Source organism: Hyphomicrobium sp. (assembly GCF_036780825.1).
GTDB lineage: Bacteria > Pseudomonadota > Alphaproteobacteria > Rhizobiales > Hyphomicrobiaceae > Hyphomicrobium_C.
In genome coordinates this window covers 220,001-244,336 of sequence record NZ_DAIQCD010000001.1, presented here as the reverse complement: position 1 = coordinate 244,336, position 24,336 = coordinate 220,001, and the positions used below count along the sequence as shown (strand labels likewise).

The following is a 24,336-nucleotide window of genomic DNA, read 5'->3' as shown; positions in this document are numbered from 1 at the left end:
CTCATACCAGGCGCGGCGAGATATAGAAGGCGAAGAACACGGCAAGCCACACCACGTCGACGAAATGCCAATAGATCACGCCGATGGAGATCGGAGCGTTCCGGCGGCTGTCGAAGAGGCCGCGCCAGGTCCATACGGTGAGCGCGGCAAGCATCAGCAGTCCGGCGACGACATGGGCCATATGGAAGCCGGTGATCGTGAAGTAGAGCGAGCCGTAAGAGCTGCTCGTGATACCGAACGTCTTGTTGTGCCATTCGAACAACTGGACCACGACGAAAAGGGTCCCGAGGCCGATCGTGGCCATCAGCCCCAGCACGGTGTGCCGCGCCGCGCCGTCCTTCATACGCCTTTCGGCCCAGGCGGCTGTGAAGCTGCTGGCCAGGAGCACCACGGTGTTGGGGAGAGCGAGGGCCAGCGATGGCGGACCTTCCGGCAGCCATTCGGGATGAGGCTGGACCGCGAGATAGGCATAGCTGAAGAGGAGATAGACGAAGATGGCGGCTTCGGTGCCGATCGTGCAGATCATCCCCCACCAGCCCAGGGAGCGGCGGCCAAGCGGGCCGACGGGAAGAGCGGGAAGGCGGACGGCGATCGTGTCGGTCATGGGGCTTGCTCCGCAATCTGTGCGAGGCGCCGGCGAGGCCACAGCCACAGGGCGATGATCAGGAGACCGGCAACGGCTGCGGCCGCCGCGCTCCACCATGCGCTTGCGAGCAGAGCGACGAAGATCGTTGTGAGCGCCAGTGCCAATAGCAGCGGTGCCAGACTGTCCTCCGGCATCTTGAGCACGAGGTCCGGCTCAGCATCCACGGGCGTCGTCGCCAGCGTCTCGCGGCCCTGATCGAGCGCCGGGCCGGTGCGAAGCGCGGAAAGATGCTCCGTCTCGTCCAGTTGCTTTTCCCAAAGCGGATGGCGGCTCGCCACCGTTGGAATGACCACGAAATTGTAAGGCGGCGGCGGGGAAGGAACGGACCACTCGAGCGTCGGCGCGTTCCAGGGATTGGGACCGGCGCGCGCCCCGCTCCTGAGGCTGCGGACCACGTTGAGGAGGAATACCGCAACCCCGATGGCCAGCACGAAGGCTCCGGCGGTTGTCACGAAGTTCAGCGTATCCCAGCCGAAATGCGAGCTGTAGGTATAAACGCGCCGCGGCATTCCGTAGAGGCCGGTGAGATGCATCGGCAGGAAGGCAACATTGAAGCCGACCAGAATCAGCCAGAAGGCCCAGCGGCCGGTGCGATCGTCGAGCATGCGGCCGGTCATCTTTGGAAACCAGAAGGTAAGGCCGCCGAGCACGGGAAACACGTTGATGCCGATGAGAACGTAGTGGATGTGAGCGACGATGAAGTAGGTGTCGGTAAGCTGCCAGTCCACGGGCACCGCGGCGGTCATGAACCCCGACACGCCGCCGATCACGAACATGACGATGAAGCTTGCGAAATAGAGAAATGGAACGGAGAGGCGCGGGCGCCCGGTGAGAATGGTTGCGACCCAGGCGAACACTGCGATCGCGCTCGGGATGACGATGACGAACGACGCGGCGCTGAAGAACGACATGCCGAGCATCGGCAGTCCCGTGGCGAACATGTGGTGCACCCAGACGCCGAAGCCCAGCACCATGGTCAGCACCGTCGCAAGGGCAACGATCGTATACCCGACCAGTGGCCGGCTGCAGAAGACGGGCAGCGCGTCGGAGACCATACCCATGGCCGGCAGAACGATGGCGTACACCCAGGGGTGCCCGAACATCCAGAACAGGTGCTGCCAGAGCAGCGGATGCCCGCCGGCTGGCACGTCATAGAAGTGCGTCCCGAACCGGCGGTCGAGCCACAGGAGGAAGAACGCCAGGCTGACCGCCGGCACCGCGATGAAATTGCCGGCCGATGCGGTGAGCGTGCCCCAGATCAGGATCGGCACCCGGTTGAGCGACATGCCGGGCGCGCGTGTGCGCAAGAATGTGACGATGAAGTTGATCGCCCCGATCGTGGTCGAGATCCCGAGCAGGATGAGCGCCATGGCATAGAGATCTATGCCGGGTCCGGTGTTGAATGCCTTCGAGGCGACGGGAACGTAATCGAACCAGCCGGTATTGGGTGCGATGCCGGCCGCAAAGCCTGCATAAAGCATGAGCCCGGAGAATAGGTAGATCCAATAGGAGAGCGCATTGAGACGCGGGAACGCCATGTCCCGCGAACCGAGCAGAAGCGGCCAGAGATAGTTGCTGAAGCCGGAAAGAATGGGCGACGCATACCAGAAGATCAGAGACGCTCCATGCATCGTAAAGAGTATGTTGTATTGCTCCGGCGTGAGCAGCCGCTGGCCGGGTCCAGCGAGTTGAAGTCGCATGATGAGCGCCTCGACCCCGCCTGCGAGCAGGAAGAGCATGGCCGTCACGATGTAGCGTTTGCCAATCTCCTTATGGTCCACCGTCGATAGCCAGCCGATGAACCCGGGCGCTGTGGCCCATAGCTGATGGAGCCTGGTCGCAAGATGTTCCTCGTCGACATCGGCGAGGGCGGGCGTGCGGCGATCGAGGGAGCTGGCCATGAGGGCGCCTAGTTGAGCGTTGCGAGATAGGCGCGCACCTGCTCGAGTTCGGAGCCGGTGAGCGGAACGGCCGGCATGCGCGTACCGGGTTTGAAATGCTGCGGATCGGCAATCCAGGCTGAAAGGTGGCCAGCCGTGTTGGGAATGGTGCCGGCCGCCAGCGTCGCGCGGCTGGCGAGATGCGAGAGATCCGGCCCGAGGATGCCGCCCGCTTTCGTGCCGCGCACGGCGTGACACGCGGCGCAGCGCCGCGCGAACGTCTCTTGGCCGGCCGCTGCAACGGCGTCGTTGGGCTGGGCCGCGGGCGCGATCTGCTCTCTCAGCCAGGCCTCGAATTTGTCGCGCGGCTCGGCCACGATACGAAGCCCCATGTGCGCATGCTGGGCTCCGCAGAACTCGGCACACTGTCCGAAATAGACGCCCGGCGCATCCGCCTCAATCCAGGTGGTGTTGACCTGCCCCGGCACGGTGTCGGTCTTTCCCGCGAGCGCCGGAACCCAGAACGAATGGATGACGTCCAGAGAGCTAAGCTTGATGCGCACCGGCTCGCCGACAGGAATGTGCAACTCGTTTGCCGTGACGAAGACTCGGCCAGGCTCATCGCTTTCGTAGCGCACACGCCACCACCACTGTCGCCCGTTAATGTCGAGGGTGAGCTTCGGCTCCGCCGGCGGGGAGCCCACCCTGGCGAGCACCACCATCGTCCAGACGACGCTGCCGAGCAGCGCGATGACCGTTAGGGTGAGACCGGCGGTGACGAAGCGCAAGCCGTTGCCTTCCCGACTTATGACGTCTCCTTGATCCGCCGTGCTGCGCGCTATTCCCCAAACCACGAGGCCGGTGATGACGAGGACCACGACGATGGAAAGGACGAGCAGCGCCCATGTCAGCGTTTTCACCGGATCGGCGTGCGCTCCATGGGACCTGAGATAGCTGAGAGGCGTAGCGGCGATGCCGGGTGCCGACATTGCGCAAAGAGCGACCATAATGAAAATGGCTCTGACGCTCCGTGGCAGCATCTCCATGGCGGCCCTATTGCGTAGTGGTCGGCGTTGGGCGAGCTGCGCCTGCATCGGCCGACAGAGACTTGACGTAGGCTGCGAGCTGCCAGATCTGCTCGTCGGGCAGGAAGCCGTGGAACGAGGGCATCCCGTTGGGCCGTCCGTCGCGAATGGACGCGGCAATATTGTCGATGCTCGAGCCGTAGATCCACTTGGTGTCCATCAAGGGTGGTCCCATGCCGCCGCCGCCATGGAAGTGGCAGCCGACGCAATTCATGGCCGAGTAGAGCTGCTTGCCAGCCGCGATTTGCTCAGGATCGTTCGCGACTTGCGCTCCTTGAGGGGAGGCGACGTGCTGCGGAGGCTGGCCGCCGGGGGCAAGCGGCACGAGCGGAACAGAGGGTGGTGCTTCGGCGTGCGAAGCCGGTGCGGTAGTCGGTTGTTGCTTAGCCGCTGTGCGGTCGATCTGATCGCACGCCGCGATCGCAAACGGGAGCAGGAGCAAGGTAAGATGCTTTAGAAAAATCATGGCACCGGTCTCCCGCTGGCTCCTTGGCCAAGGTCGAGGTGACTGCCCGCATCCGGGTTCGTTGTTCCTAACGGGAGGATTACCTTATGGTTCCGGCCCGTCCGTTATTTGTAGCTCGTCCGCATGCCGACGAGAGCGGGACGCGGGTGACTAGTCCGAGACGTCGCCGGAACTCAGCAGAGTGGGCTCGGCAGGGTGGGCATCAATGCATCGCTCTCGACAGCTCGTATCCATGCTTGGCCCGCGTCAAGCCCTTGGGAAATCCGCTTCGGTCGCGATAGCTTCGCGGGGTTGCCGGCCGGCGCTTTCTTGCGGTGACCGCCGAGGCGGCCAATGCATCCAACAGCGCGATGCCAGCGATGGCGCACATGGCGAGCTTGAGATTGGACCGCTTGGGATTGTCGTGCGCCAGCCCATTGGAGAGGGCAGCGAGATCCATGGCGTCTCCGGCCACGCGGCTCCACAAGCCAGCCTCCTTCTCCGTGGACAAGGTGACGACACCGCTCGCGATCTCACGCGCGCCGAACGCCCGCACCAGCGGCTCCATACCTTCAAGCCCGAGCGTACGCGTGATGCGTGGGGCGGCCAGAATTTCGAACAGGCCAAGCCCTAGACTGGCCCACCCGAGCGATTTTGCGAGTCGCTCCTCGGGATAGACGGAGGACGGGCCGGTTTTGACGATCTTCGGATCCCCCTCGGGGCGAACCAGGTTTGCTAGGTTTTGCATGGAAATCCTTGATAGCTAGGGTTTCAATACGACCTTGACGCAGCTGTCACGCTTGTCCCGAAACACCTTGTACATCTCGGGCGCGCTCTCGAGATCGGCCGTGTGGGTGATCACGAAAGACGGATCGATTTCCTCGTCCTCGATGCGCCGCACGAGGTCGTCCGTCCATCGCTTTACGTGCGTCTGACCCATCCGGAACGTCACCCCCTTGTTCATGGCAATGCCCATCGGCATCTTGTCCACGAGCCCACTGTAGACGCCGGGAATGGAGATCACGCCGGCAGGCCGGCACACGTAGATCATTTCGCGGAGAACGTGGGCCCGGTCGCTTTCCATCATGAGCATCTGCTTGGTGCGGTCGTAGATCGTGTCGGGCTGATGGAAGGACACGTGGGCTTCGAGGCCGGTGGCGTCGATGCACTTGTCCGGACCTTTGTTGTCCGTGAGTTCGTTCAGCCGATCGACGACGCTTTCGGTCTCAAAGTTGAGCGCAATCGCACCGCCCGCTTCCGCCATGCTGAGCCGCTCGGGAATTCTGTCGATGGCGATGACCTGTTCGGCTCCGAGCAGGATGGCGCTCCGGATCGCCATCTGTCCTACCGGGCCGCAACCCCACACCGTGACGGTATCCGTCGGCTCGATGTCGCACTGCTTTGCAGCCTGCCAGCCAGTGGGCAGGATGTCGCCGAGAAAGAGCGCCTGCTCGTCGCTCATGCCGTCGGGGACCTTGATATGCGTGCTGTCGGCGAAGGGAACGCGGAGATATTCGGCTTGCCCGCCCGGGTATCCGCCCGTGAGATGGGTGTAGCCGAACAGCCCGGCGGTGCCGTGCCCGAAAATCTTGTCGGCGATGTCCTTCCTGCGGTTCGTGCGTTCGCAGACCGACCAGTTTCCGCGCTTGCACTGCTCGCACTCGCCGCAGGTGATGGTGAACGGCACGACAATCCTGTCGCCTTTACGGAGGTGGCCGTTGACGCCTGAGCCGACCTCGACCACTTCGCCCATCATTTCGTGGCCCATGATATCGCCGGGCATCATGGCTGGAATGAAGTTATGAAAGAGGTGGAGATCCGAGCCGCAAATGGCGCAGCTTGTAACCTTGATGATGGCGTCCCGGGGATCCTCGATTTCCGGATCGGTGACCTGGTCGCATCTCACGTCTTCCTTGCCGTGCCAGACGATCGCTTTCATGGTTCTGCCGCTCCAGCGTTGATAGACGCGCAATACCCCGCGGCTCAAATCGTTCCCACGGCTCGGCCGGAAACGCCTGAGCGCGTTCATGCGGGCGGCATCTTCGCCTCCCGCTCGGATTTGCTCCCCCACGCCGGAAAATTTGGAACGGTTTGATCGCCGCTACGTTGGCGTCAAAAGGAGATCATGTGCGGCCAGGATAGCCTGATCGCCGTAGGTGCTTTTTGCACGCTGGTGAGTTGGATGGATAGAACCAAGCAAGATCGAGGCATGACGCCGATGAACCCGGAACGAGACTTCCGGGATCATCTCCGGACCTATCGGGGTTTCGTGCGTGGTATCTCCTGGACGGTGGCGGGGTTCGCCGCGGTCCTCATCGTGCTAGCTATCTGGCTGCTGTGACGCGTGGGGTTTTGCGACGTTGCCGTGGTCCGTCGCGTAACGCTCCTCTCTACTCACGCAGCACCACTTTCACATCCCCCTCCGTCCGGAGAACGTCGACGAACGTGCTGTCGCTCCGCCTGACAAAGCGGATGTCGGCGCGGCTCTTGCCGAGGCGGAGGCCGCGAAGCGTCAGGTCGTCTGCAAAGCGCGGCAGCAGTGGATTTTCAATCTCGATACGCCGCCGCTCATAATCGATGCTGAGGCCCAGCGAAGCGCCAATGAGCGCAAACATCGCCGCTGAGGCCCAAGCCTGGGGTGAGCAGGAAACGGGATAGGAGATCGGGCCCCGCCGCGGCTTGCGTGGGAAGCCGCAGAACAACTCGGGCAGACGCCGGTCCGGCTGATAGGACTGGGCGCTGTAGAGGCCCTCGAAAATCTTGTCCAAAGCAGATTTGAAGCCCCATCGGGCGAGGCCGAGAGCGATGAGGGCGTTATCATGCGGCCATACCGAACCGTTGTGATAGGACATTGGATTGTAACGGGCCGCATCGGTGGACAGCGTCCGCACTCCCCAGCCGCAAAAGAGCTCCGACGCCAGCAGGGAAGCCCCGACCTGATGGGCGCGATCCGGTGCCGCGAGATCGGTCATCAGGACATGTCCGGGATTGGACGCCTTCACCCGGCAGGGAGCTTTATCGCCGTCGAGGGCGAGGGCAAATGTTCCAAGCTCTGGGCACCAGAATGCGGCATTGAATTGGTCCTTCAACGCGGCGGCCTTGGCACGCCACTCGCCGGCGCGCAGGCTTTCGCCGAGGCTGTCGGCGATCATCGCGGCTTGCAGGCGAGCTTCGTATACGTAGGCCTGCACCTCGACAAGCGCGATCGGTCCCTGCGCAAGTGCGCCGTCACGATGGAAGATCGAGTCGAAGCTGTCTTTCCAGCCCTGGTTTGCAAGCCCCTCAGGCGTTTCGCGTATATATTCCACGAAGCCGTCACCATCCGGGTCGCCGAAGGTCTCGCACCAGTCCAGCGCCCGGACGATATTTGGCCAGATACGCCTGATCGTCACCTCGTCCCCCGTGCGGGCGAGATAGCGCCCGGCGAGCAGCACGAACAGGGGCGTTGCGTCAACCGTGCCGTAGTAGGACGCGAACGGCACCTCGCCCGTGCGCGCCGTTTCGCACCATCGCTCTTCGTGGAGGATCTTGCCCGGCTGGGCATCGCGTGGGGGATCGAAATCGCGCGCTTGCCGGGCCGCGAGATACAACAGCACGCCGCGTGCAATCGACGGATCGGCCCAGAGCATGAACAGGGCGGTGATCAGGCCGTCGCGGCCGAAGACCGTGCTGTACCAGGGAATTCCCGCATGCGGATAGACGCCCTCGGCCGTCTTGCTGAGAAGCACGTAGATGTCGCTGCTGGAGCGATGGATCAACTCGTTGAAGAGGCCGTTCGATGTCTCGACCTTCACCGCTCCCGCAGTCAGCTCTTTCGCTTCGCGCCGTTTCAGACGATAGGCCGAGAGAAAATGGGGCGGCGGCGGACCCGGTTCCTCTTGCGATTCTCGGAATTGCAGGCTCGCAACGATCATGACGCGTTCGCCAGGCGCGAGGCGGATGGAAAACGTTGCGCGATCTTCCGTGAGCGAGGCAGGAGGGGGATCAAACCGGATGGTGGTCGCGCGCGTGATCCCATCGAGCCCTTTGTAGTCGAACTGCGCCGCGGAGGTGCCGGACCGCGCCGTGGCTTTGCCTCGCCCCGCTCTCTCGAGGCCGCGCACCTCGAAAAGATCCATGAAGTCGGCGCCGAATGTGATTTCGAGGCTGAAGTCTCGTGCCTGCAAATCGAAGTTCCGAACTTCGATCCGTTCGAAACATGCCCCTGCCCAGAGGAAGGTATTGCGCAAGATCGATATCGTGTCCTTGCGGAAGCCCTCCGCCTCGTCCTCCATATCCGGATTGGTGAGGCTGACGGTGAGTTTCGCGCTATCATCATCGAGGCTCGATGCCAGAAGCAGCGGATGCTGGCGGTTGATCGTCAACTGCCAGCGGGAGAGATGGCGCATATCGTGGAAATAGATCCCCTCCGCCGTCGAGGCTGACTTGCCGCAGTCTCCCTCCATGTCGAGAACCGCGAAGGCGTCACCGTGCTTCAAAACCTTGGGCGGCAGCGCCGCGAGCGAGACGTGCGCCTCAACTCCGTAGCCCGGCTCGCCCGCCTCCGGCCCGGGGGGATCTGATGCTGCGCTTTTATCCATGGCACTTGGACCCATGGCGCCTGTCGCCGCTAGAGCGCGTTCATTGCGGTTGGGAACGAATGATTATGGGGCGTACACGTGGAATCGGCCATCTCCCCTCCCATGTTGAAAGATAAGGCCTAGAGCCGTTCCGGTTTAAGAGGAACGGGGAACGATTCTAAGCTCTTTGTTTGCTCGTGCTTCACTTGGCTTGCATGGCGCCGCCATGACGGTCCCACTTTTCGCGAAGCACTCTAGACCGCGTCCAGCTCGATGTTTCGCGCCGCCGGCAGAAAAATGCCCTCCTTGGTAGACGGCGTCTTGACCCGGTACATGGCGAGCCGCTCGTAGGCGACTTCATAGTCGGTCGCCATTCTCGCAGCCGTGAACCTTTCGAGAAAGCGGTCTCTCACACCTGTTCGATCGATGGTGTCGGCTTCCCGGGCTGCCGCGACAGCCTCGTCGATGGTGTCGACGATGAAGCCCGTAACTCCGGGCTCGACAATCTCGGGAACCGATCCCTTGCGCCACGCGATGATGGGTGTCCCTGCGCTCATGGCTTCGATCATGACCAATCCGAAGGGCTCCGGCCAGTCGATCGGAAAGAGTAGCGCCCGCGCATTGCCGAGGAATGGGCCTTTCTCATGTTCCCCGATCTCACCAATGAACTCGATCAATGGATGCTTGAGCATCGGCGCAATGAGCTGATCGAAATAGGCCTGGTCGACCCTGTCCACTTTGGCGGCGATCTTGAGTGGAATGCCCGCTTTTTTGGCAATCTCGATGGCCCGGTCCGGCCGTTTCTCAGGCGAGATGCGTCCGAGGAACGCCAGGTAGTCGCCGCCGGATGCGTGGAAAGGGATAAGGGTTTCCGGAAGACCGTGCGGAATGGTGGCGTGCCACGTCACGTCCGAGGGCATGGGAAGGCGCTGATTGTTGGAGATCGAGATCAACGGCATATCCGAGAAGGCTTCATAGACGGGCATGAAATCGGGAACATCAAGCCGGCCGTGAAGCGTCGTGAGTGTCTTGTGGGCGAGGTCTTCGAAAAGCGCGTAATGGAGAAGATCGACGTGGAAGTGGATGATGTCGAAGTGCTCCGCCCAGCGACGTACCTCGCGCACCAGAACGATGTGGCTTGCGAGATGGTCACGGATGCCGGCGAGGCGCAGCGCCTTCGGGCAGGCTGGTACAAGGTTTGCGGAAGTTTTGGATTCTCCGCTCGCAAACAGCGTGACGTCGTGGCCCTTCTCTACGAGTGCTTCCGTCAGCCAAGACACCACGCGCTCGGTACCGCCGTAGAACCTTGGAGGAACAGCCTCGGCGAGGGGGGCTACCTGGGCAATACGCATCGCTATCTCCGGACATCATGCCCAAGGCAATGCCGTCTCGACGCCAAAGTTCCGTCAGTTGGGGTGTGAACGCCCCATTGCATGTCGCTGGCCTCCGCGCGACATTCCGCTACAGGATGGCGCCGAACCGATGCAGGAGTGGGGCGTTGGTGAAGGTCCCGGTCATATAAGGCCCTTGCTGCGGGTGCAGCCATGAGAGATCTGACGGCCTACCGCGGCCGTCCTTACCGGTTTGTCGGCCGCTACGTCCTTGCGTATCCCCTTTCCCATGCAGCCATCACATTGGCCGTGGTCGCGGCGGTTTTCTGCTCGGTCTCCACCCAGTATGGCGTGAAGTACCTCGTCGATGCGCTCTCTGCCGGCGGCAGCCACCACAAAGTGTGGATCGGCTTTCTCGCCCTCGCTACGTTGATTGCCCTCGATAATCTTCTCTGGCGCGTCGCGAGCTGGATTGCCAACTCCGTCTTCGTCGACGTGACGGGACGGGTAAGGAAGGATCTCTTTTCCCACCTTACCGGCCACGCGCCGAGCTACTTCAGCAACCGCTCGCCGGGCGCGCTCACCAGCCGCGTCAGCTCGACGTCGAACGCCATCTTCACCGGCGAGATGATGTTTACGTTCAACGTGCTGCCGCCGCTGGCGGCCACATTCCTCTCCATCGGGTATCTCGCCAGCGTCAGCGTCGCCATGGCCGTTGCGTTGACGATAGCCGGCGCGCTCATCGGCTGGGTGATCTTCCGCTACGCCTCGCGCGCCCGTCCGCTGCTCCATGCGTATGCCAACGAGGCGGCAGCGGTCGACGGACAGATGGTCGATGTCGTCTCGAACATGACGCTGGTAAAAGCGTTTGGCCGTTTGTCCTTCGAGCACCGGCGGCTGCGGGGCGTCGTCGGCAAGGAGATGATCGCCCGCAAGCGGAGCCTCTACTATCTTGAAAGGCTGCGCATCGCCCATGCCGTCGTCACGTCGATCCTCACGTTCTGCCTTCTCGCCTGGGTGATCAATCTCTGGAGCCAGGGAGAGGCAACGCCCGGCGATGTCGTCCTGGTCTGTACGCTCGGCATGGCTGTCTTGAGCGCCACCCGTGATCTTGCCGTCGCGCTTGTCGACGTGATGCAGCACTTGGCCAGGCTCTCCGAGGCGGTCCACACGCTTCTCGAGCCCCACGGCCTTAGGGACGCGAAGGGGCCGGGGCCGGAGAAAACCTCAGGCCAAATCGAATTCAGGAACGTCACGTTCTCCTATCCCAATTCCCCGCCGGCGTTGAACGGCATCAGCCTCAAGATTGAAAGCGGGGAGAAGGTGGGCATTGTCGGGCCGTCCGGTGGCGGCAAGTCCACGCTTCTCGCGCTTATCCAGCACTTCTATGAGCCGGAGGACGGAGCCGTTCTGGTCAACGGAAAGGACGTGCGCACGTTTCCTGACCTCGCCCTGCGGCGAACGATGAGCGTGGTGTCACAGGATGTGCCGCTCCTTCATCGTACGTTGCGCGAGAACATCGCCTACGGCCGGCCCCGTGCCACGACGGAAGAAATCTGGCAAGCGGCTGAAGCTGCACGTTGCGCAGCGTTCATCGGTGCCCTGCCCGACGGTATGGAGACGGTGGTCGGCGATCGGGGCGCGAAGATCTCCGGCGGCCAGCGCCAGCGCATAGCCATAGCGCGCGCCTTCCTCCGGGATGCTCCAATCCTCCTGCTCGACGAGGCGACCTCCGCCTTGGATCCGCACGCCGAAGAGCTCGTTCGCCAAGCCCTGCAGCATCTCATGCGGGGCCGCACCGTGCTGGCCATCGCCCATCGCCTCACCACGATCCGCAATTTTCAGCGCATCATCGTTCTCGATCGCGGTGCGGTGATCGAGGATGGAGATCCGGAGGAGCTCATGAGCAGGGGAGGCGTCTACAAAGCGCTCGTCGATCTTGAGCTGGAGCGTTTAAGCCGCATGCACACGGTGAGCGCGGCCGAGTAGCAGGGAGTTTGGGAGAGGTTTGAAAGGTGACGTCGGGGATGTGTCAGCCCGCGATCTCATTTTATTTTATGTCGTGGGGCGGGGCATTCGGCAAGCTCTCGCCAAGTTCCGGATTGGGCTCTCCGGCCAGCAGCGCCATGATGGCGACCACAAGGACGACGGCAATGATTCCGCCGATAACCAGCCGTCTCCCGCCAGTCGTCGTGCGTGGATCGGATGTGGAACGCTTGTCGGGCAGCATCGATACCCTTCTTCCTGTTGCAACGTGTGCTACGTTCCGGCTTCAGCGGTGTCAGACGCGGGCCGGCAATCCTTCCTCCTGCAGCGCGTCTTTGATCGACGGTCGCGCCATGAGCGTCGTTCGATAGGCCGCAAGCTCGGACGGGACGCCGATGCCGAACGTCTCGGCCCATCGCAGAATGACGAACAAATAACAGTCGGCCACTGTAAATCGGCTGCCGAGAAGGTGATCTCCGTCGATACGCCCGGCGAGGAACTGCAGGCGCTTCTTAATGTAATCCTTGGCCTCGTTCTTCTCGCTCTCCGAGCTGTCCGAGAACAACGGCTTGAAGCTTTTGTGCAGCTCGCTCGAGATATAGGCCAGAACCTCAAGCAGCCGTGTGCGTCCGAGAATTCCATCATAGCCGAGCTTGCCGTAGGTCGCCGCGATCCAATCCAGGATTGCAACGTTCTCGGTTAGAATCTCCCCGCTTCCAAGCGCGAGGGCCGGGACATATCCCTTGGGATTGACCTTGAAATAGTCTCGTCCCTGCGATGTCGTTTTGGACTTGAGATCCACCCTGTCGAGATCGAAGTCCGCGCCGACCTCCCGGAGGGCGATATGGGAAGCCAGGCTGCAGGCGCCGGGGCTGAAATATAGGATCACGGCATTGCTCCTAGCTCGAGGCCACTCACGCGTTCCAACGACGCCGATGCGACATTGGTTTCACGCGTCATGACGCGCCTCTGGTCTCCGCCTCTTCGGGAAAGCGACTTGGCCCGCCCAAGACCAGCCCATCCATCGGTAATATTGCAGTCGAGGCGTGGGGCTCCGGCGTGTCCCGATTGATCGGATCTCCGCGCTGCGGGGGAGGCCGCCGTAGTGGCTCGAGCGGCCCACGGTCATGGCCAAATTTCATTGTCCATATGCCGCATAAGATATAGATCAAATATATGTTAATCGACGCCGGGTAACGAGGGACGGCGTGAGCGGCACCGGCTCATCCGTTCAAGATATTCAAGAATGAGCGCGGTATGGTTTCGACATTGACCACGAACGAGCGCCTGCTCGCGCTCGTCGTTTCCAGTTTCGTTTTGGCAGGCGGCCTTGCTCTGGCGATCGCCGGGCGCAACGATCCCGTGGGAGCGCACGGCGTCATTATCGTACTGTTCGCTCTTTTCTGTGCACTCGCCGTTCTGCGCAGCTACCATGAGGCGGAGCCCGGCCCTAGTCGTTTGGCCGAATATTATGACGAGCCGACCAAGGCGGGCATCGTTCTCTCCATCGCATGGGCGGTCGTCGGGATGTTCTTCGGCGTCTGGGTCGCGGCGCTTCTGGCTTGGCCGGATCTCACGTTCGATGCGGAATGGGCGAGCTTCGGCCGCATCAGGCCCGTGCACACCACCGGTGTTATTTTCGGTTTCGGCGGCAACGCCCTGATCGCCACATCCTTCCACGTTCTGCAGCGCACATCTCAGGCCCGCCTGCCGGACCAGTTCAGCCCGTGGTTCGTGCTGATCGGCTACAATCTCTTCTGCATCGTGGCGGTGACGGGCTACGTCCTGGGCATAACGCAGTCGAAGGAATACGCGGAGCCGGAATGGTATGCCGATATCTGGCTGGTGATCGTGTGGGTGGTCTATTTCACGATCTACATTCGCACGCTGCAGCGGCGCAAGGAGCCGCATATCTACGTCGCCAACTGGTACTACATGGCCTTTATCCTGGTCGTGGCCGTCCTGCACATCGTGAACAATCTGGCGCTACCCTTGTCATGGACGGGAGCCAAGAGCTATTCGCTGTTCTCCGGCGTCCAGGACGCCATGGTGCAATGGTGGTACGGGCACAATGCGGTCGCGTTCTTCCTGACGGCCGGCTTCCTCGGCATGATGTACTACTACCTGCCGAAACGCGCCGAGCGGCCGATCTTCTCGTATCGCCTGTCCATCATCAGCTTCTGGGGCATTACCTTCCTCTACCTGTGGGCGGGCTCGCACCACTTGCACTATACGGCCCTGCCCCATTGGGTGCAGACGCTCGGCATGACGTTCTCGATCGTGCTCCTGGTGCCCTCCTGGGCGTCGGCCGGTAACGCGCTGGCGACGCTCAACGGCGCCTGGCACAAGGTGCGCGACGACGCGACCCTGCGCTTCATGATGGTCGCCGCCGTCTTCTACGGGCTCTCGACGTTCGAGGGCTCCTTCATGGCCATCCGCGCTGTCAACTCGCTCTCCCACTATACGGACTGGACCGTAGGCCACGTCCATGCCGGTGCCCTTGGCTGGGTGGCGATGATCACGTTCGGCTCGCTTTATGCGCTCGTTCCCTGGATGTGGAAGCAGGAGCGCATGTACTCGCCGCGTCTGGTGGAAGTTCACTTCTGGCTCGCCCTCGCCGGCACCATCATCTACGTCTTCGCGATGTGGAACTCGGGCATCATCCAGGGCCTGATGTGGCGCACCTATAATGACAGCGGCACGCTCGCCTACTCGTTCATCGACAGCCTCGTGGCGATGCATCCCTATTACATCGCCCGTACCGTCGGCGGTCTGCTCTTCCTCTCGGGTGCAGCGGTGGCCGCCTACAACATCGCAATGACGATCCGCATGGCGCGCGTGGGCGCTGCGCCGGAAGAGATCGGAGCTGAAGCGCCCCTGCCGCATGCGGCCGACGTCGCCGTCCAACCGGGGGAGTAGCTCGTGCCCACCTTCCACCGCAGGCTCGAACGCAACGCCATCGGCTTCGTACTCGCCATCATCGGCGTGTCGGCGATCGGTGGTCTCGTGGAGATCGCGCCGCTCTTCACGATTCACGAGACCGTCGAGAAGGCGCCGGACATGCGCGTCTACACGCCGCTCGAGATTGCCGGTCGTCATATCTACATGCGCGAAGGCTGTTATGCTTGCCACTCACAGATGATCCGCACGCTCCGCGACGAGGTGGAGCGCTATGGGCCCTATTCGCTCGCCGTCGAGTCGCAATACGATCACCCCATGCTGTGGGGCTCGAAGCGCACCGGCCCGGATATTGCTCGGCTCGGCGGGAAATACTCCGATGCCTGGCACGTCGCCCACCTGATCAACCCGCGCGACGTGGTGCCTGAATCCGTGATGCCGCGTTACGGCTGGCTGCAGCGCAACCGGCTGAGGGTCGATGACCTCGACCGCCATCTCGCGGCACAGCGCTCCCTCGGGGTGCCCTATACCGATGAGATGGTCGCCAATGCCGCCGCCGACGCCGCAGCACAGGCGAGCCCTGATAGCCCCGGTGCCGCTGGTGTCGCGGAGCGCTATGGTGAGGCGACGAACGTGCGCGCCTTCGACGGCGATCCCGCGCGGCTCACGGAGATGGACGCGCTCGTAGCCTATCTGCAGGTCTTGGGGCGGCTGACCGATGCGGCGCATCAACAGGCCGCCAGCGCAGAGGAGTGAGGCGATGAGTTTCGATCATGAAACGATTGTTGCCTTCGCCAAGAGCTGGGGCTTGATTTATCTGATCGCGATTTTCGTGATTGTTCTGATTTATGCGCTCTGGCCTGGAAATCGGAAGCGTTTCGATCGCGCGAAGAAGAGCATCCTGGATAAAGACGACCGGCCGAGGACGTAGGATGGGAACCGAGAAGCGAGATCCTGTCACGGGCCGGATGACGACCGGCCATGACTGGAATGGCATCCAGGAGCTGGATACGCCGATACCCCGCGTGGTGCTGTTTTTCCTGGCAGCGACGACGCTGTTCGCGATCGTCTATTGGGTTCTCATGCCGGCCTGGCCGCTCGGCGTGACCTACACCAAGGGCCTGCTCGGGATTGATCAACGCCAGATTGTCACGCAGCAGGTCAACGACGCTGCTGCGGCGCGCGCCGCCTGGACCGACCGCATCGCCAACGCAAGCTTCGAGGAGATTGCGTTCGACGACACGCTGATGCACCACGTGCGCGAGACCGGGCGCACGCTTTTCACGGACAACTGCGCCGTGTGCCATGGTACCAGCGGAACGGGCGGGCCGGGCTTTCCGAGCCTTGCGGCGGGAGCCTGGCTGTGGGGCGGTGATGCCGCCACCATCGCCGAGACGATCCGGGTCGGCATCAATTCGACCCATCCAGAGACGCGCGCGTCGCAGATGATGGCCTTTGGCCAGGGCGGAATGCTCGACCGTAAGGCGATCCTCGACGTTGTGGCCTATGTCCGCTCCCTGTCCGGCCAGACGCTCAGCGAGGCCGAGCAGGCACGCGTCTCGGCTGGTGATGCCGTTTTCGCGGAGAACTGCGCAGCGTGCCACGGAGCGGATGGCGGCGGCACGCACGAGATGGGTGCGCCGAGCCTTGCCGACGCGAACTGGATCTATGGCGGCGAGGCGCAGTCCGTGTACGCGTCCATTTACGGCGGACGCCAGGGGCACATGCCCCATTGGGAAGGGCGCCTCTCGCCGGTCGATATCAAGTTGCTCGCGCTCTACGTGGGCACGCTCGGAGGCGACGGACGATGAGCGCTCGAGCCGGCGATAAGCGCCCGCTGCGCATCAACTGGCGGCTCGCCGCGTTCCTCCTCGCCGGCGCCAGTGCGGTTGTCTTCGCCGCCGCCAACGTGCATCTCGTCTATGTTGCGTTCGTGTCTCAGCCGGATTGCGTGCCGCACGCGAAGGCGATGGGCAACGACGGCACGTTCCGCGCCGCCCGGTCTGCGTGCTGAGAGGAAAAATGGCCATGGCAGCTCTCGAGAATACTGCAAGCGCTCCGCTTCCTTTGGCGATGCAAAGGCGGCGCAACCTGCCCGCGTCGGCTGCGCTCGGATGGCTGGCGGCCGGCTGGCGAGACCTTTGGCAACACCCGCTGTCGAGCTTTGCCTACGGGCTTCTGGTTTTCGCGGTATCGCTTGCCATCGTCTGGGGCCTGTTCGTGCTCCAGCTCGATTACATCCTGCTCCCCGCGCTCGCGGGCTTCATGGTCGTCGGGCCGTTGGTTGCGATCGGCCTCTACCAGAAGAGCCGCGACATCGAGGAGGGGCATTCCGTCAGGTTCGCGCGCATGGTGTTCGTCCGTGCCGCATCCGGCGCCCAGGTCTGGTACACTGGCGCGATCCTGTGCCTGCTGATGCTTGTCTGGATGCGCGCTGCGGTGATCATTTATGCGTTGTTCTTCGGGCTGAGGCCGTTCCCCGGTCTCCACGACATCGTCCCGATGCTGGTCTCCACGCCAGAAGGCTGGGCCATGCTCGTGGTCGGAACGGCTGTAGGCGGCCTGTTCGCCGCTCTCTCCTTCGCCATCAGCACGTTCGGCATACCGATGCTGCTCGCCGAGAAAACCGACGCCTTTACCGCCATGGGCACAAGCATCTCGCTGGTCTGGAACAACCTGCCCGTGATGCTGGCCTGGGGCGCCATCGTGCTCGTGCTCTCCGTCGTCGCGCTGGCCACGGGGCTGCTCGGGCTGATCGTCATCTTCCCGCTGCTGGGTCATGCCACATGGCACAGCTACAGAGCCATCAGGTGAGCGGCGCCCCTGCCGGAGCCCTGCATTCGGGCGCCGGCGGCTCGGCTGCCCGCGAGGAGATCCGCATCGCGAGCCGCGACCTGGGGCAGGGCGTGCGCGAGGTGGAGCTCTCGGTCCCGGCCGTCCATTGCGCCGGCTGCATCCGCACGGTCGAAGCAGGGCTCGCAAAGATCCCCGGCGTCCAGCAGGCGCGCGTCAACCTGTCGAGTAAGCGTGTCCGCGTGAAATGGCACGGCGACGAGGCTCCGGATCTCCTGGCCGCGCTGGACACCCTTGGCTTTCCCGGCCACCTGATGGAGGCCGATGCCGGCGAGCAGGACATCGAGCTTCGCCGGCTCATCCGCGCGCTGGCCGTCGCCGGCTTCTCGGCCATGAACATCATGCTGCTCTCGGTCTCGGTCTGGTCTGGCGCCGACCCAGTGACCCGGCAGGCGTTTCACTGGATCTCAGCCGCGCTGGCGTTGCCGTGTCTCCTCTATTCCGGACAGGTCTTCTTCAAATCCGCCTGGTCAGCCCTGAGGCGCGGGCGCACCAACATGGACGTGCCGATCTCGATCGGTGTGTCGCTCGCCTTTGGGCTGAGCCTCTACGACACGATCCATAACGGCCCGCATGCCTATTTCGATGCCTCCACCGCGCTGCTCTTCTTCCTTCTGATCGGCCGCACGCTCGATCACGTGATGCGCGAGCGGGCGCGGGTGGCCGTGCGTGGCCTGATGCGCTTGGCTCCGCGCGGCGCCACCGTGCTGCGCGAGGATGGCCGCCGCGAGCATATTCCTGTCGAGCATCTCGAGCCTGGCATGCGGGTCGCCCTCGCGGCCGGCGACCGCATTCCCGCTGACGGTATCGTCGAGGAGGGCGTCTCGGATCTCGATTGCGCTATCGCAACGGGCGAGAGCGTGCCGAGAAAGGTCGAGCCCGGGGCGCCTGTGCAAGCGGGAACGCTGAACCTCACGGGCCCGCTGACGATCGTCGTCTCCGCGCGCGCCGAAAGCTCGTTCCTGGCTGAGATGGTGCGGCTGATGGAGGCTGCCGAAGGCGGACGCGCCCGCTATCGCCGCCTCGCCGATCGGGCCGCGGCCCTTTACGCGCCGGTCGTCCACACTATGGCCTTGCTGACGCTGGCCGGGTGGATGCTCGCCACCGGAGACTGGCATCGCGCCATCGCCATTGCCATCGCCGTTCTGATCATCACCTGTCCGTGTGCGCTTGGTCTCGCGGTGCCGATCGTGCAGGTCGTGGCCGCGCGTCGCCTGTTCGAGAGCGGCATCATGGTGAAGGATGGCTCCGCCATCGAGCGGATGGCGGACATCGACATGGTGGCGTTCGACAAGACGGGAACGCTGACCCTCGGCAAGCCCAGGCTCGTCAACCGAGATGCGATTGCGGGAGATGACCTGTCTCTCGCTGCAAGCTTAGCAGCACGCTCCAACCACCCGCTTTCGAAAGCCATCGCCGCGGAACGCGATACGGCGTCAGAGATCGCCCTTGCGGATGTGGCCGAGAAGCCGGGCTTCGGTATCGAGGCCCTCAGCGGGGACAGTCTCTATCGTCTGGGACGCGCCGAATGGGCGCTCAACGATCTCGTGAGAGCCGATAGTGCTCCGGCGGAGGAAAGCGGCACCGTGCTCACTCGAAACGGGCGGCTCGTTGCGCGCTTTACGTTCGAGGATGCGCCGCGTCCCGGTGCGCGCGAGGCCGTGGCGACGCTGCGCAGATCTGGTCTGCGCATGGCCGTTCTCTCGGGCGACGTGCGCCCTGCCGTTTCCGCGGTAGCGGCCGGCCTCGGTATCGGCGACTTCGCGGCGGGACTTCTGCCCCAGGAAAAGGTTAGGCGGATTGAGGAATTTGCGTCCGAGGGACACAAAGTGCTGATGGTTGGAGACGGCATCAACGATGCGCCGGCCCTCGCGGCAGCGTACGTGTCGATGGCGCCGGCCACCGCCGCCGACATCGGCCGCAACGCAGCCGATTTCGTGTTCCTGCGCGAGGGCCTCGACGCCGTGCCGACCGCACTGGCCATCTCCCGCGAGGCCGGTCGGCTGGTCCGGCAGAACTTTGCTCTGGCAGCGGCCTACAACGCCATCGCCCTGCCCATCGCTATGGCGGGTTATGTCACGCCATTGATCGCGGCGCTCGCCATGTCGCTTTCGTCCGTCCTCGTGGTCGCCAACGCGCTGCGCCTGCAACCGGGAAGAGCAGCCTCACGTCTCGCAGGCAACTCTCAAGGCAAGAGCACAGCCGCGCCCGCATGCGTTGGAGCCGGTGAATGAGCAGCCTCGTTTTTCTCGTGCCCTTGGCGCTTCTTCTGGGCGGAGCCGCGCTCGCGGCCTTCTTCTGGTCGCTCAAGAGCGGGCAATACGACGATCTCGAGGGAGCAGCGCAGCGCATATTCGTCGATGAGGATGGGGACCGGGCCGGTGCCGCCCCAATGCCCGCGGAGGCCGATGATGAGCGCGATGAGCGATCGTGATCGATGGAGCCAGCCAGGAAAGAGCGCGCGGTTAGGCCTCCATTGATTTGAGCCCTTCCATTGAAATGCGATCAGATAAGATCCACTATCAAGGTATCTTTGCGGAGCTTGCAGGAGACTGCCATGGGATCGCCGCATAAAAATCCACCCGCCGAGCTCACCGAGGCCGTCGAGACGCCGGACGCCGCGCCGGCGAGCGAGCCTGATGAGGACTGGGACGCCGTAGCGGAAGCGTCATGGGAGTCCTTTCCCGCCAGCGATCCGCCGGGCTGGATCAACTCCGGGCGAGGCTGACATGCAAGTTGAAATCGCCGACGGCGACATCGTCATCGATGCCGAGCTTCTTGGCCGTCTGTTGAACGTCCCGGCATCCGACTTGCAGGAGTTGATGCGCACGAAAACGCTCACCAGTATCTGCGAGCGCGGAGAAGGCGAGGATGAAGGAAAGTATCGCTTGAGCTTCTTCTACCGCAACCGCCGGCTCCGTTTGAAAGTCGACAAGGCCGGCCATGTCCTTCAGCACTCGACCGTTGATTTTGGAGATAGGCCGCTGCCGCGCCAGCGACAGCAGTCGGGAGGCTAGAGGGGCGTGCAAGCCTTAACGCGGATCGCATGAACGTGAGGGCACCGGTCAATCGCAGAACGATATCTGTAAGCTTCCGCACGAAGCATCACATCAAAAGCCGAGAGACATCATGGGGGCCACCGTCGCCCGTATCGCTGCTGTCGAAGGTTTGGGTAGCGCCGCCGCACAGCACCTGTTTGCCATCGCTATCGACCGGTGGCGTCTGGCCGGCGTTCGCGTTGCGGGGCTCCTCGAGGAAACGCACGGGGCTGCCGGCCGCACCTGCAGCGCCGGCAAGCTGCGGGATATCGCTTCGGGGCAAAGCCATTCGATCTACCTGGATACCCTGCCGGCCGGTCGCATTTGCCATATCGATGCAGCCGGCGCGGAGGAGGCAGGGGCGGGCTTGCTCGCTCAGATCGCGGCCGCCGACGTCGTCGTGCTGAGCAAGTTCGGCAAGCTCGAGACGGAACGCGGTGGCGGCTTGCGCCACGCGTTTGAGATCGCGATGGATGCCGGCAAGCCGCTTCTCACTGCCGTCTCGGAACGCCATCGTGCGGCCTGGCGCCGCTTCGCCCCGCATGCAGCAATCCTGCCGCCGAGCGCCGCGGCGATCGAGGCATGGTGGGAAACGGTCGGAGCGCGAGCCCCGTGAGCGGTACAGCTGTCGTCATTGGCGTCGGCGCCCGCAACGGCCTTGGTGCGGCCCTGGCCGCCCGCTTCGCCCGCGAAGGTCTCAAGGTCGTGATCGTCGGTCGTACCGCTGCGCGCTTGCGGTTGGTGGCAGACGATATTCGTGCCGCGGGAGGGAACGCCGAAACCATCGTCGCGGACATCACGCAGCCTGACGATGTCGCGTCTCTGTTTGCCAGCCCCGGCGTGGCTGAAACGCTCGAGCTTGTCGTCTACAACGCAGGCAGCAATGCACGAATCCCATCGCTAGAGATCACCGCCACAGACTTCGAAAGGATGTGGCGGCAGAACGCGCTCGGTGGGCTCCTCGTCGGGCAGCAGGCGATCCGCGCCATGCGCCCGCGCAAAAAGGGAACGCTGATCTTCACCGGCGCCACCGCGTCGCTTCGCTCGAGATCGCCCTTTGTTGCTTTCGCAGCGGCGAAAGCCGCGCTTCGCGCCGTGGCCCAGGGGCTGGCGCGCGAGTTCGGTCCCGAGGGTATCCACGTCGCGCACGTCGTCATCGACGGCATCATCAGCGGCGACTTTGCGAAGCAAACATTCCCGGAATTTGTGAAGACGAGAGGCGAGGGCGGATTGCTCGAGCTCGACGAGATCGCCGAGACTTACTGGGGCCTGCACCGCCAGGGACGAAGCGCCTGGACGCATGAGCTCGACCTGAGGCCTTTCAGCGAGACGTTCTGAGCGCTGGAGACAATCCTCTTTTTTGCGCTCTCTTGGAGGCGCCTGCGTTCATGCGCCATGGAAGGGACGGATGCCATGCGGGTTGTGATCGTCGGTGCCGGCGGAGTCGGCGGATATCTCGGTGCGAGGTTGCTCTCGGCGGGCGCGGAGGTCGTGTTCCTAGTGCGTGAGCGCCGTGCTGCGCAACTCGCCGCCAATGGCCTCGTCGTCAAAAGCCCACTGGGCGACTTCCAGGCCCCGGTAACTGTCGTCACCAGCGTTTCGGAGTGCGCTCCCGCCGATTTCGTCGTTATCGCCTGTAAGGCCCACAGCCTCGACGGTGCGCTCGCATCGGCTGCGCCGCTGGTTCACGACGGAACGCGCGTCGTGCCGCTGCTCAACGGGGTTGCGCACCTCGAGACGTTAGGCCGCTGCATGGAGAAGGGCGTGATCACGCCCGGCATCGTGCACGGCGCGCTCGATCTTCGCGATGACGGGACGATCGCGCATCTCACTCCGTTTCTGACCGTGATCGTGGGCGCTCTTTCGGATGAACCCGATCCGCGTGTGGAGGCATTTGCCGAAAGGCTCAAGTCCACCGCCGTCGATGCGCGCGCGAGCCCGGTCATTGAGCAGGATCTCTGGGACAAGTTCGTTTTCCTGACCACGTTCGCCGGGATCACCTGCCTGATGCGCGCCAGCATCGGCGCCATCATGGCCACTGCTGCCGGTCCCGATCACGTTCTCCAGCTTTTGGACGAGTGCCGCACGGTTGCACGGCACGAAGGCCAAGAGCCGGGCGCGGCGGCCATGCAAGGCTACCGGGATCTTCTGACGCGCGGAGGCTCGTCTTTCACCTCATCGATGCTGAGGGACGTGGAGGCCGGCCGCCCGACCGAGGCGGAGCATATTCTGGGCGACATGCTGGCGCGTGCGCAAAAGCACGGCGTTTCTGCCCCTCTTTTGCGCACGGCTCTCACGCATCTGCAGGCCTACGAGCAGCGCCGTTCGGCGGCGGCGATTGCGTAACACTTCCGGAAATGTGGGAAGCCGCTCATGGCGGAGCCGTGCAACTTAAAGTGTCCGAGAAGAAGCACGATCAAACAAAAGCCTGGAGCCGCCCCGGAAATCGGAACGGCTCCAGAGCCTGATCAATCGTCCCAGCCGTCGCGGGCGAGGAGTGGCGTGATGCGGCGGACGGCCACGCGCCGGTTGATCCGCGACGGTGCCTCGGTCATCTCCTTGAGATAGCCTTCGCCATAGCCCTGCGTTACGAGGTTCTCCGGCGGAACGTCGAAAACGTCGGTGAGGATCGTCGCGACCATTTCCGCCCGCCGGTCAGAGAGCGAGAGGTTATCGATCTCGTTGCCCACCGCATCCGTATGCCCTTCGATCAGGAACAGCTCGTTGGGCGAGCGGTCCAGCACCCGATGCATGGCACGCGCGATACGCTCGAGCTTGGGATACTGATCCTCGCCGACATCCCAGGACGCAAACGCGAAGTTGATGGCATCGAGGTCAACCCGCCGCATGCGCTCGAGGACGGAGTAATTCTGCCGTACCTCGTTGAGCGAGTAATGGCGCTGAAGGCGCTCGACGGGCGGTGCATTCAGCGCGTCGTAAAGATCGTCTGGCGAGGCGCGATCGTAGTCCACGATGTAGCGATCGCGCGGAATGCTGATCACAGGGGCAGGCAGGTCGATGTAGACGGAGCTGTAGCCGTGTCCGTGGCCATGGCCGCCGCGCCGAGAATGCCGATCGTCGAACAGCACGTGCTCGCGGCCGTCCTTGTCCCTGCGGCTGCGGCGCATCACGCGACCGTCGTCGTCCTGGAGCGAATAGATCAAGGCGCCCGCGAGGCCGGCGGTGACGACGAGCCAAGTGCCGTCTTTCTGCCTCTCGCGGCGGACTTCGCGTCCCTTGCCGGCAAGCCGCGCCGTCTCGTCATGGCGAATGAACGTGCGCTTCTCGTCGCGAATGATGACACGCTTATCCGGCTCGGTGATGATGTTGCGCGAGCCTTCTTCCCGAGTCTTGCGTCCCTTGCGAAGTTCCTCGAACTTGTTCACGGCCTGGGGGCGCCAGGCTTCGGCCGGCCCGTTGCCGCCCTTCTGCTGCGCCTCCTTGCGCGCCCGCTCGAACTCCTGATCGGCTTTTGTGCGATCGAACGTCCTTGGGGCGCGCGGCTCCTTCCGTGCAGCATCCGCGTCCTGCTTTCGCTTCGGATCACGCTCTTTCGCCTGCTGCTTCTGGCGCTCGGCGTCCTTGCGGGCGGCGGCCTCGGCCTCCTGCTTCTTT

General features: G+C 63.4%; 26 protein-coding genes. 15 read left to right on the top strand and 11 right to left on the bottom strand.

Annotation, left to right across the window (positions count from 1 at the left end; all coding sequences use genetic code 11):
• Nucleotide 1 precedes the first annotated feature (1 nt).
• The 6 genes from V7P99_RS01035 to V7P99_RS01010 form a co-directional block, all read right to left on the bottom strand.
• Nucleotides 2-604 carry a cytochrome c oxidase subunit 3 gene (locus V7P99_RS01035; RefSeq protein WP_333792957.1) on the bottom strand — a complete coding sequence of 201 codons (603 nt, stop codon included), beginning with the start codon at nt 602-604 and terminating at the stop codon, nt 2-4.
• Nucleotides 601-2,547, bottom strand: a complete 1,947-nt coding sequence (locus V7P99_RS01030) for a cbb3-type cytochrome c oxidase subunit I (protein ID WP_333792956.1) — start codon at nt 2,545-2,547, stop codon at nt 601-603. Before V7P99_RS01030 ends, V7P99_RS01035 begins: the two co-directional genes overlap by 4 nt.
• A gap of 8 nt (nt 2,548-2,555) precedes the next feature.
• The gene (gene coxB / locus V7P99_RS01025) at nt 2,556-3,533 is read right to left on the bottom strand and encodes a cytochrome c oxidase subunit II (RefSeq protein ID WP_333792955.1); all 978 of its coding nucleotides are present in this window, start codon (nt 3,531-3,533) and stop codon (nt 2,556-2,558) included.
• Nucleotides 3,534-3,579: 46 nt separating this feature from the next.
• Nucleotides 3,580-4,077, bottom strand: a complete 498-nt coding sequence (locus V7P99_RS01020; RefSeq protein ID WP_333792954.1) for a c-type cytochrome — start codon at nt 4,075-4,077, stop codon at nt 3,580-3,582.
• Nucleotides 4,078-4,279: 202 nt separating this feature from the next.
• Nucleotides 4,280-4,804, bottom strand: coding sequence for a hypothetical protein (locus V7P99_RS01015; RefSeq protein ID WP_333792953.1), 525 nt, complete (start codon nt 4,802-4,804; stop codon nt 4,280-4,282).
• A gap of 15 nt (nt 4,805-4,819) precedes the next feature.
• Nucleotides 4,820-5,995 (bottom strand): zinc-dependent alcohol dehydrogenase, encoded by a 1,176-nt coding sequence (locus V7P99_RS01010; protein WP_333792952.1) that lies wholly within the window; start codon nt 5,993-5,995, stop codon nt 4,820-4,822.
• Between the two features lie 270 nt (nt 5,996-6,265).
• On the opposite strand from V7P99_RS01010, the gene V7P99_RS01005 reads away from it, so the two are divergent.
• Nucleotides 6,266-6,397, top strand: a complete 132-nt coding sequence (locus V7P99_RS01005) for an aa3-type cytochrome c oxidase subunit IV (protein WP_333792951.1) — start codon at nt 6,266-6,268, stop codon at nt 6,395-6,397.
• Between the two features lie 49 nt (nt 6,398-6,446).
• Here V7P99_RS01005 and V7P99_RS01000 read toward each other — a convergent pair whose 3' ends face one another.
• Together V7P99_RS01000 and V7P99_RS00995 are read right to left on the bottom strand one after the other, a co-directional pair.
• Complete coding sequence (locus V7P99_RS01000; protein WP_442909842.1) at nt 6,447-8,651, bottom strand: amylo-alpha-1,6-glucosidase; 2,205 nt, start codon at nt 8,649-8,651, stop codon at nt 6,447-6,449.
• A 218-nt stretch (nt 8,652-8,869) separates the two neighbouring features.
• Nucleotides 8,870-9,967: a glycosyltransferase family 4 protein gene (locus V7P99_RS00995; protein ID WP_333792949.1), complete on the bottom strand. Its 1,098-nt coding sequence runs from the start codon at nt 9,965-9,967 to the stop codon at nt 8,870-8,872.
• Between the two features lie 192 nt (nt 9,968-10,159).
• Between V7P99_RS00995 and V7P99_RS00990 the strand changes: the two genes are divergently transcribed.
• On the top strand, nt 10,160-11,935 hold the full coding sequence (locus V7P99_RS00990; protein ID WP_333792948.1) for an ABC transporter ATP-binding protein: 1,776 nt from the start codon (nt 10,160-10,162) through the stop codon (nt 11,933-11,935).
• A gap of 61 nt (nt 11,936-11,996) precedes the next feature.
• On the opposite strand, the gene V7P99_RS00985 is transcribed toward V7P99_RS00990, so the two are convergent.
• Nucleotides 11,997-12,176, bottom strand: a complete 180-nt coding sequence (locus tag V7P99_RS00985) for a hypothetical protein (protein WP_333792947.1) — start codon at nt 12,174-12,176, stop codon at nt 11,997-11,999.
• Between the two features lie 51 nt (nt 12,177-12,227).
• Nucleotides 12,228-12,821 (bottom strand): glutathione binding-like protein, encoded by a 594-nt coding sequence (locus V7P99_RS00980; protein WP_333792946.1) that lies wholly within the window; start codon nt 12,819-12,821, stop codon nt 12,228-12,230.
• 368 nt (nt 12,822-13,189) lie between these two features.
• Here V7P99_RS00980 and ccoN point away from each other — a divergent pair, with 368 nt between their 5' ends.
• The 13 genes from ccoN to V7P99_RS00915 all read left to right on the top strand — a co-directional run bounded on the left by ccoN (nt 13,190) and on the right by V7P99_RS00915 (nt 23,067).
• A complete protein-coding gene (gene ccoN, locus V7P99_RS00975) occupies nt 13,190-14,851 on the top strand; it encodes a cytochrome-c oxidase, cbb3-type subunit I (RefSeq protein WP_333792945.1) in 1,662 nt (553 codons plus the stop codon).
• Between the two features lie 3 nt (nt 14,852-14,854).
• Nucleotides 14,855-15,586 (top strand): cytochrome-c oxidase, cbb3-type subunit II, encoded by a 732-nt coding sequence (ccoO, locus tag V7P99_RS00970; RefSeq protein WP_333792944.1) that lies wholly within the window; start codon nt 14,855-14,857, stop codon nt 15,584-15,586.
• A gap of 4 nt (nt 15,587-15,590) precedes the next feature.
• The gene (locus V7P99_RS00965) at nt 15,591-15,761 is read left to right on the top strand and encodes a cbb3-type cytochrome c oxidase subunit 3 (RefSeq protein ID WP_333792943.1); all 171 of its coding nucleotides are present in this window, start codon (nt 15,591-15,593) and stop codon (nt 15,759-15,761) included.
• A gap of 1 nt (nt 15,762) precedes the next feature.
• Nucleotides 15,763-16,641, top strand: coding sequence for a cytochrome-c oxidase, cbb3-type subunit III (gene ccoP / locus V7P99_RS00960; RefSeq protein WP_333792942.1), 879 nt, complete (start codon nt 15,763-15,765; stop codon nt 16,639-16,641).
• Nucleotides 16,638-16,844, top strand: a complete 207-nt coding sequence (locus V7P99_RS00955; RefSeq protein WP_333792941.1) for a hypothetical protein — start codon at nt 16,638-16,640, stop codon at nt 16,842-16,844. Before ccoP ends, V7P99_RS00955 begins: the two co-directional genes overlap by 4 nt.
• Before the next feature lie 14 nt (nt 16,845-16,858).
• Nucleotides 16,859-17,644, top strand: coding sequence for a DUF2189 domain-containing protein (locus tag V7P99_RS00950; protein ID WP_333792940.1), 786 nt, complete (start codon nt 16,859-16,861; stop codon nt 17,642-17,644).
• A complete protein-coding gene (locus tag V7P99_RS00945) occupies nt 17,617-19,917 on the top strand; it encodes a heavy metal translocating P-type ATPase (protein ID WP_333792939.1) in 2,301 nt (766 codons plus the stop codon). Before V7P99_RS00950 ends, V7P99_RS00945 begins: the two co-directional genes overlap by 28 nt.
• Complete coding sequence (gene ccoS, locus V7P99_RS00940) at nt 19,914-20,117, top strand: cbb3-type cytochrome oxidase assembly protein CcoS (protein ID WP_333792938.1); 204 nt, start codon at nt 19,914-19,916, stop codon at nt 20,115-20,117. The genes V7P99_RS00945 and ccoS overlap by 4 nt, the downstream gene beginning before the upstream one ends.
• A 123-nt stretch (nt 20,118-20,240) precedes the next feature.
• The gene (locus V7P99_RS00935) at nt 20,241-20,411 is read left to right on the top strand and encodes a hypothetical protein (protein ID WP_333792937.1); all 171 of its coding nucleotides are present in this window, start codon (nt 20,241-20,243) and stop codon (nt 20,409-20,411) included.
• Nucleotide 20,412: 1 nt separating this feature from the next.
• Nucleotides 20,413-20,700: a DUF6522 family protein gene (locus tag V7P99_RS00930; RefSeq protein WP_333792936.1), complete on the top strand. Its 288-nt coding sequence runs from the start codon at nt 20,413-20,415 to the stop codon at nt 20,698-20,700.
• A 112-nt stretch (nt 20,701-20,812) separates the two neighbouring features.
• The gene (locus tag V7P99_RS00925; RefSeq protein ID WP_333792935.1) at nt 20,813-21,337 is read left to right on the top strand and encodes a DUF2478 domain-containing protein; all 525 of its coding nucleotides are present in this window, start codon (nt 20,813-20,815) and stop codon (nt 21,335-21,337) included.
• Nucleotides 21,334-22,059 carry an SDR family NAD(P)-dependent oxidoreductase gene (locus V7P99_RS00920; protein ID WP_333792934.1) on the top strand — a complete coding sequence of 242 codons (726 nt, stop codon included), beginning with the start codon at nt 21,334-21,336 and terminating at the stop codon, nt 22,057-22,059. The genes V7P99_RS00925 and V7P99_RS00920 overlap by 4 nt, the downstream gene beginning before the upstream one ends.
• A 75-nt stretch (nt 22,060-22,134) precedes the next feature.
• A complete protein-coding gene (locus V7P99_RS00915) occupies nt 22,135-23,067 on the top strand; it encodes a ketopantoate reductase family protein (protein ID WP_333792933.1) in 933 nt (310 codons plus the stop codon).
• A 122-nt stretch (nt 23,068-23,189) separates the two neighbouring features.
• On the opposite strand, the gene V7P99_RS00910 is transcribed toward V7P99_RS00915, so the two are convergent.
• A partial coding sequence (locus V7P99_RS00910) for an OmpA family protein (RefSeq protein WP_333792932.1) occupies nt 23,190-24,336 on the bottom strand: 1,147 nt, incomplete at its 5' end.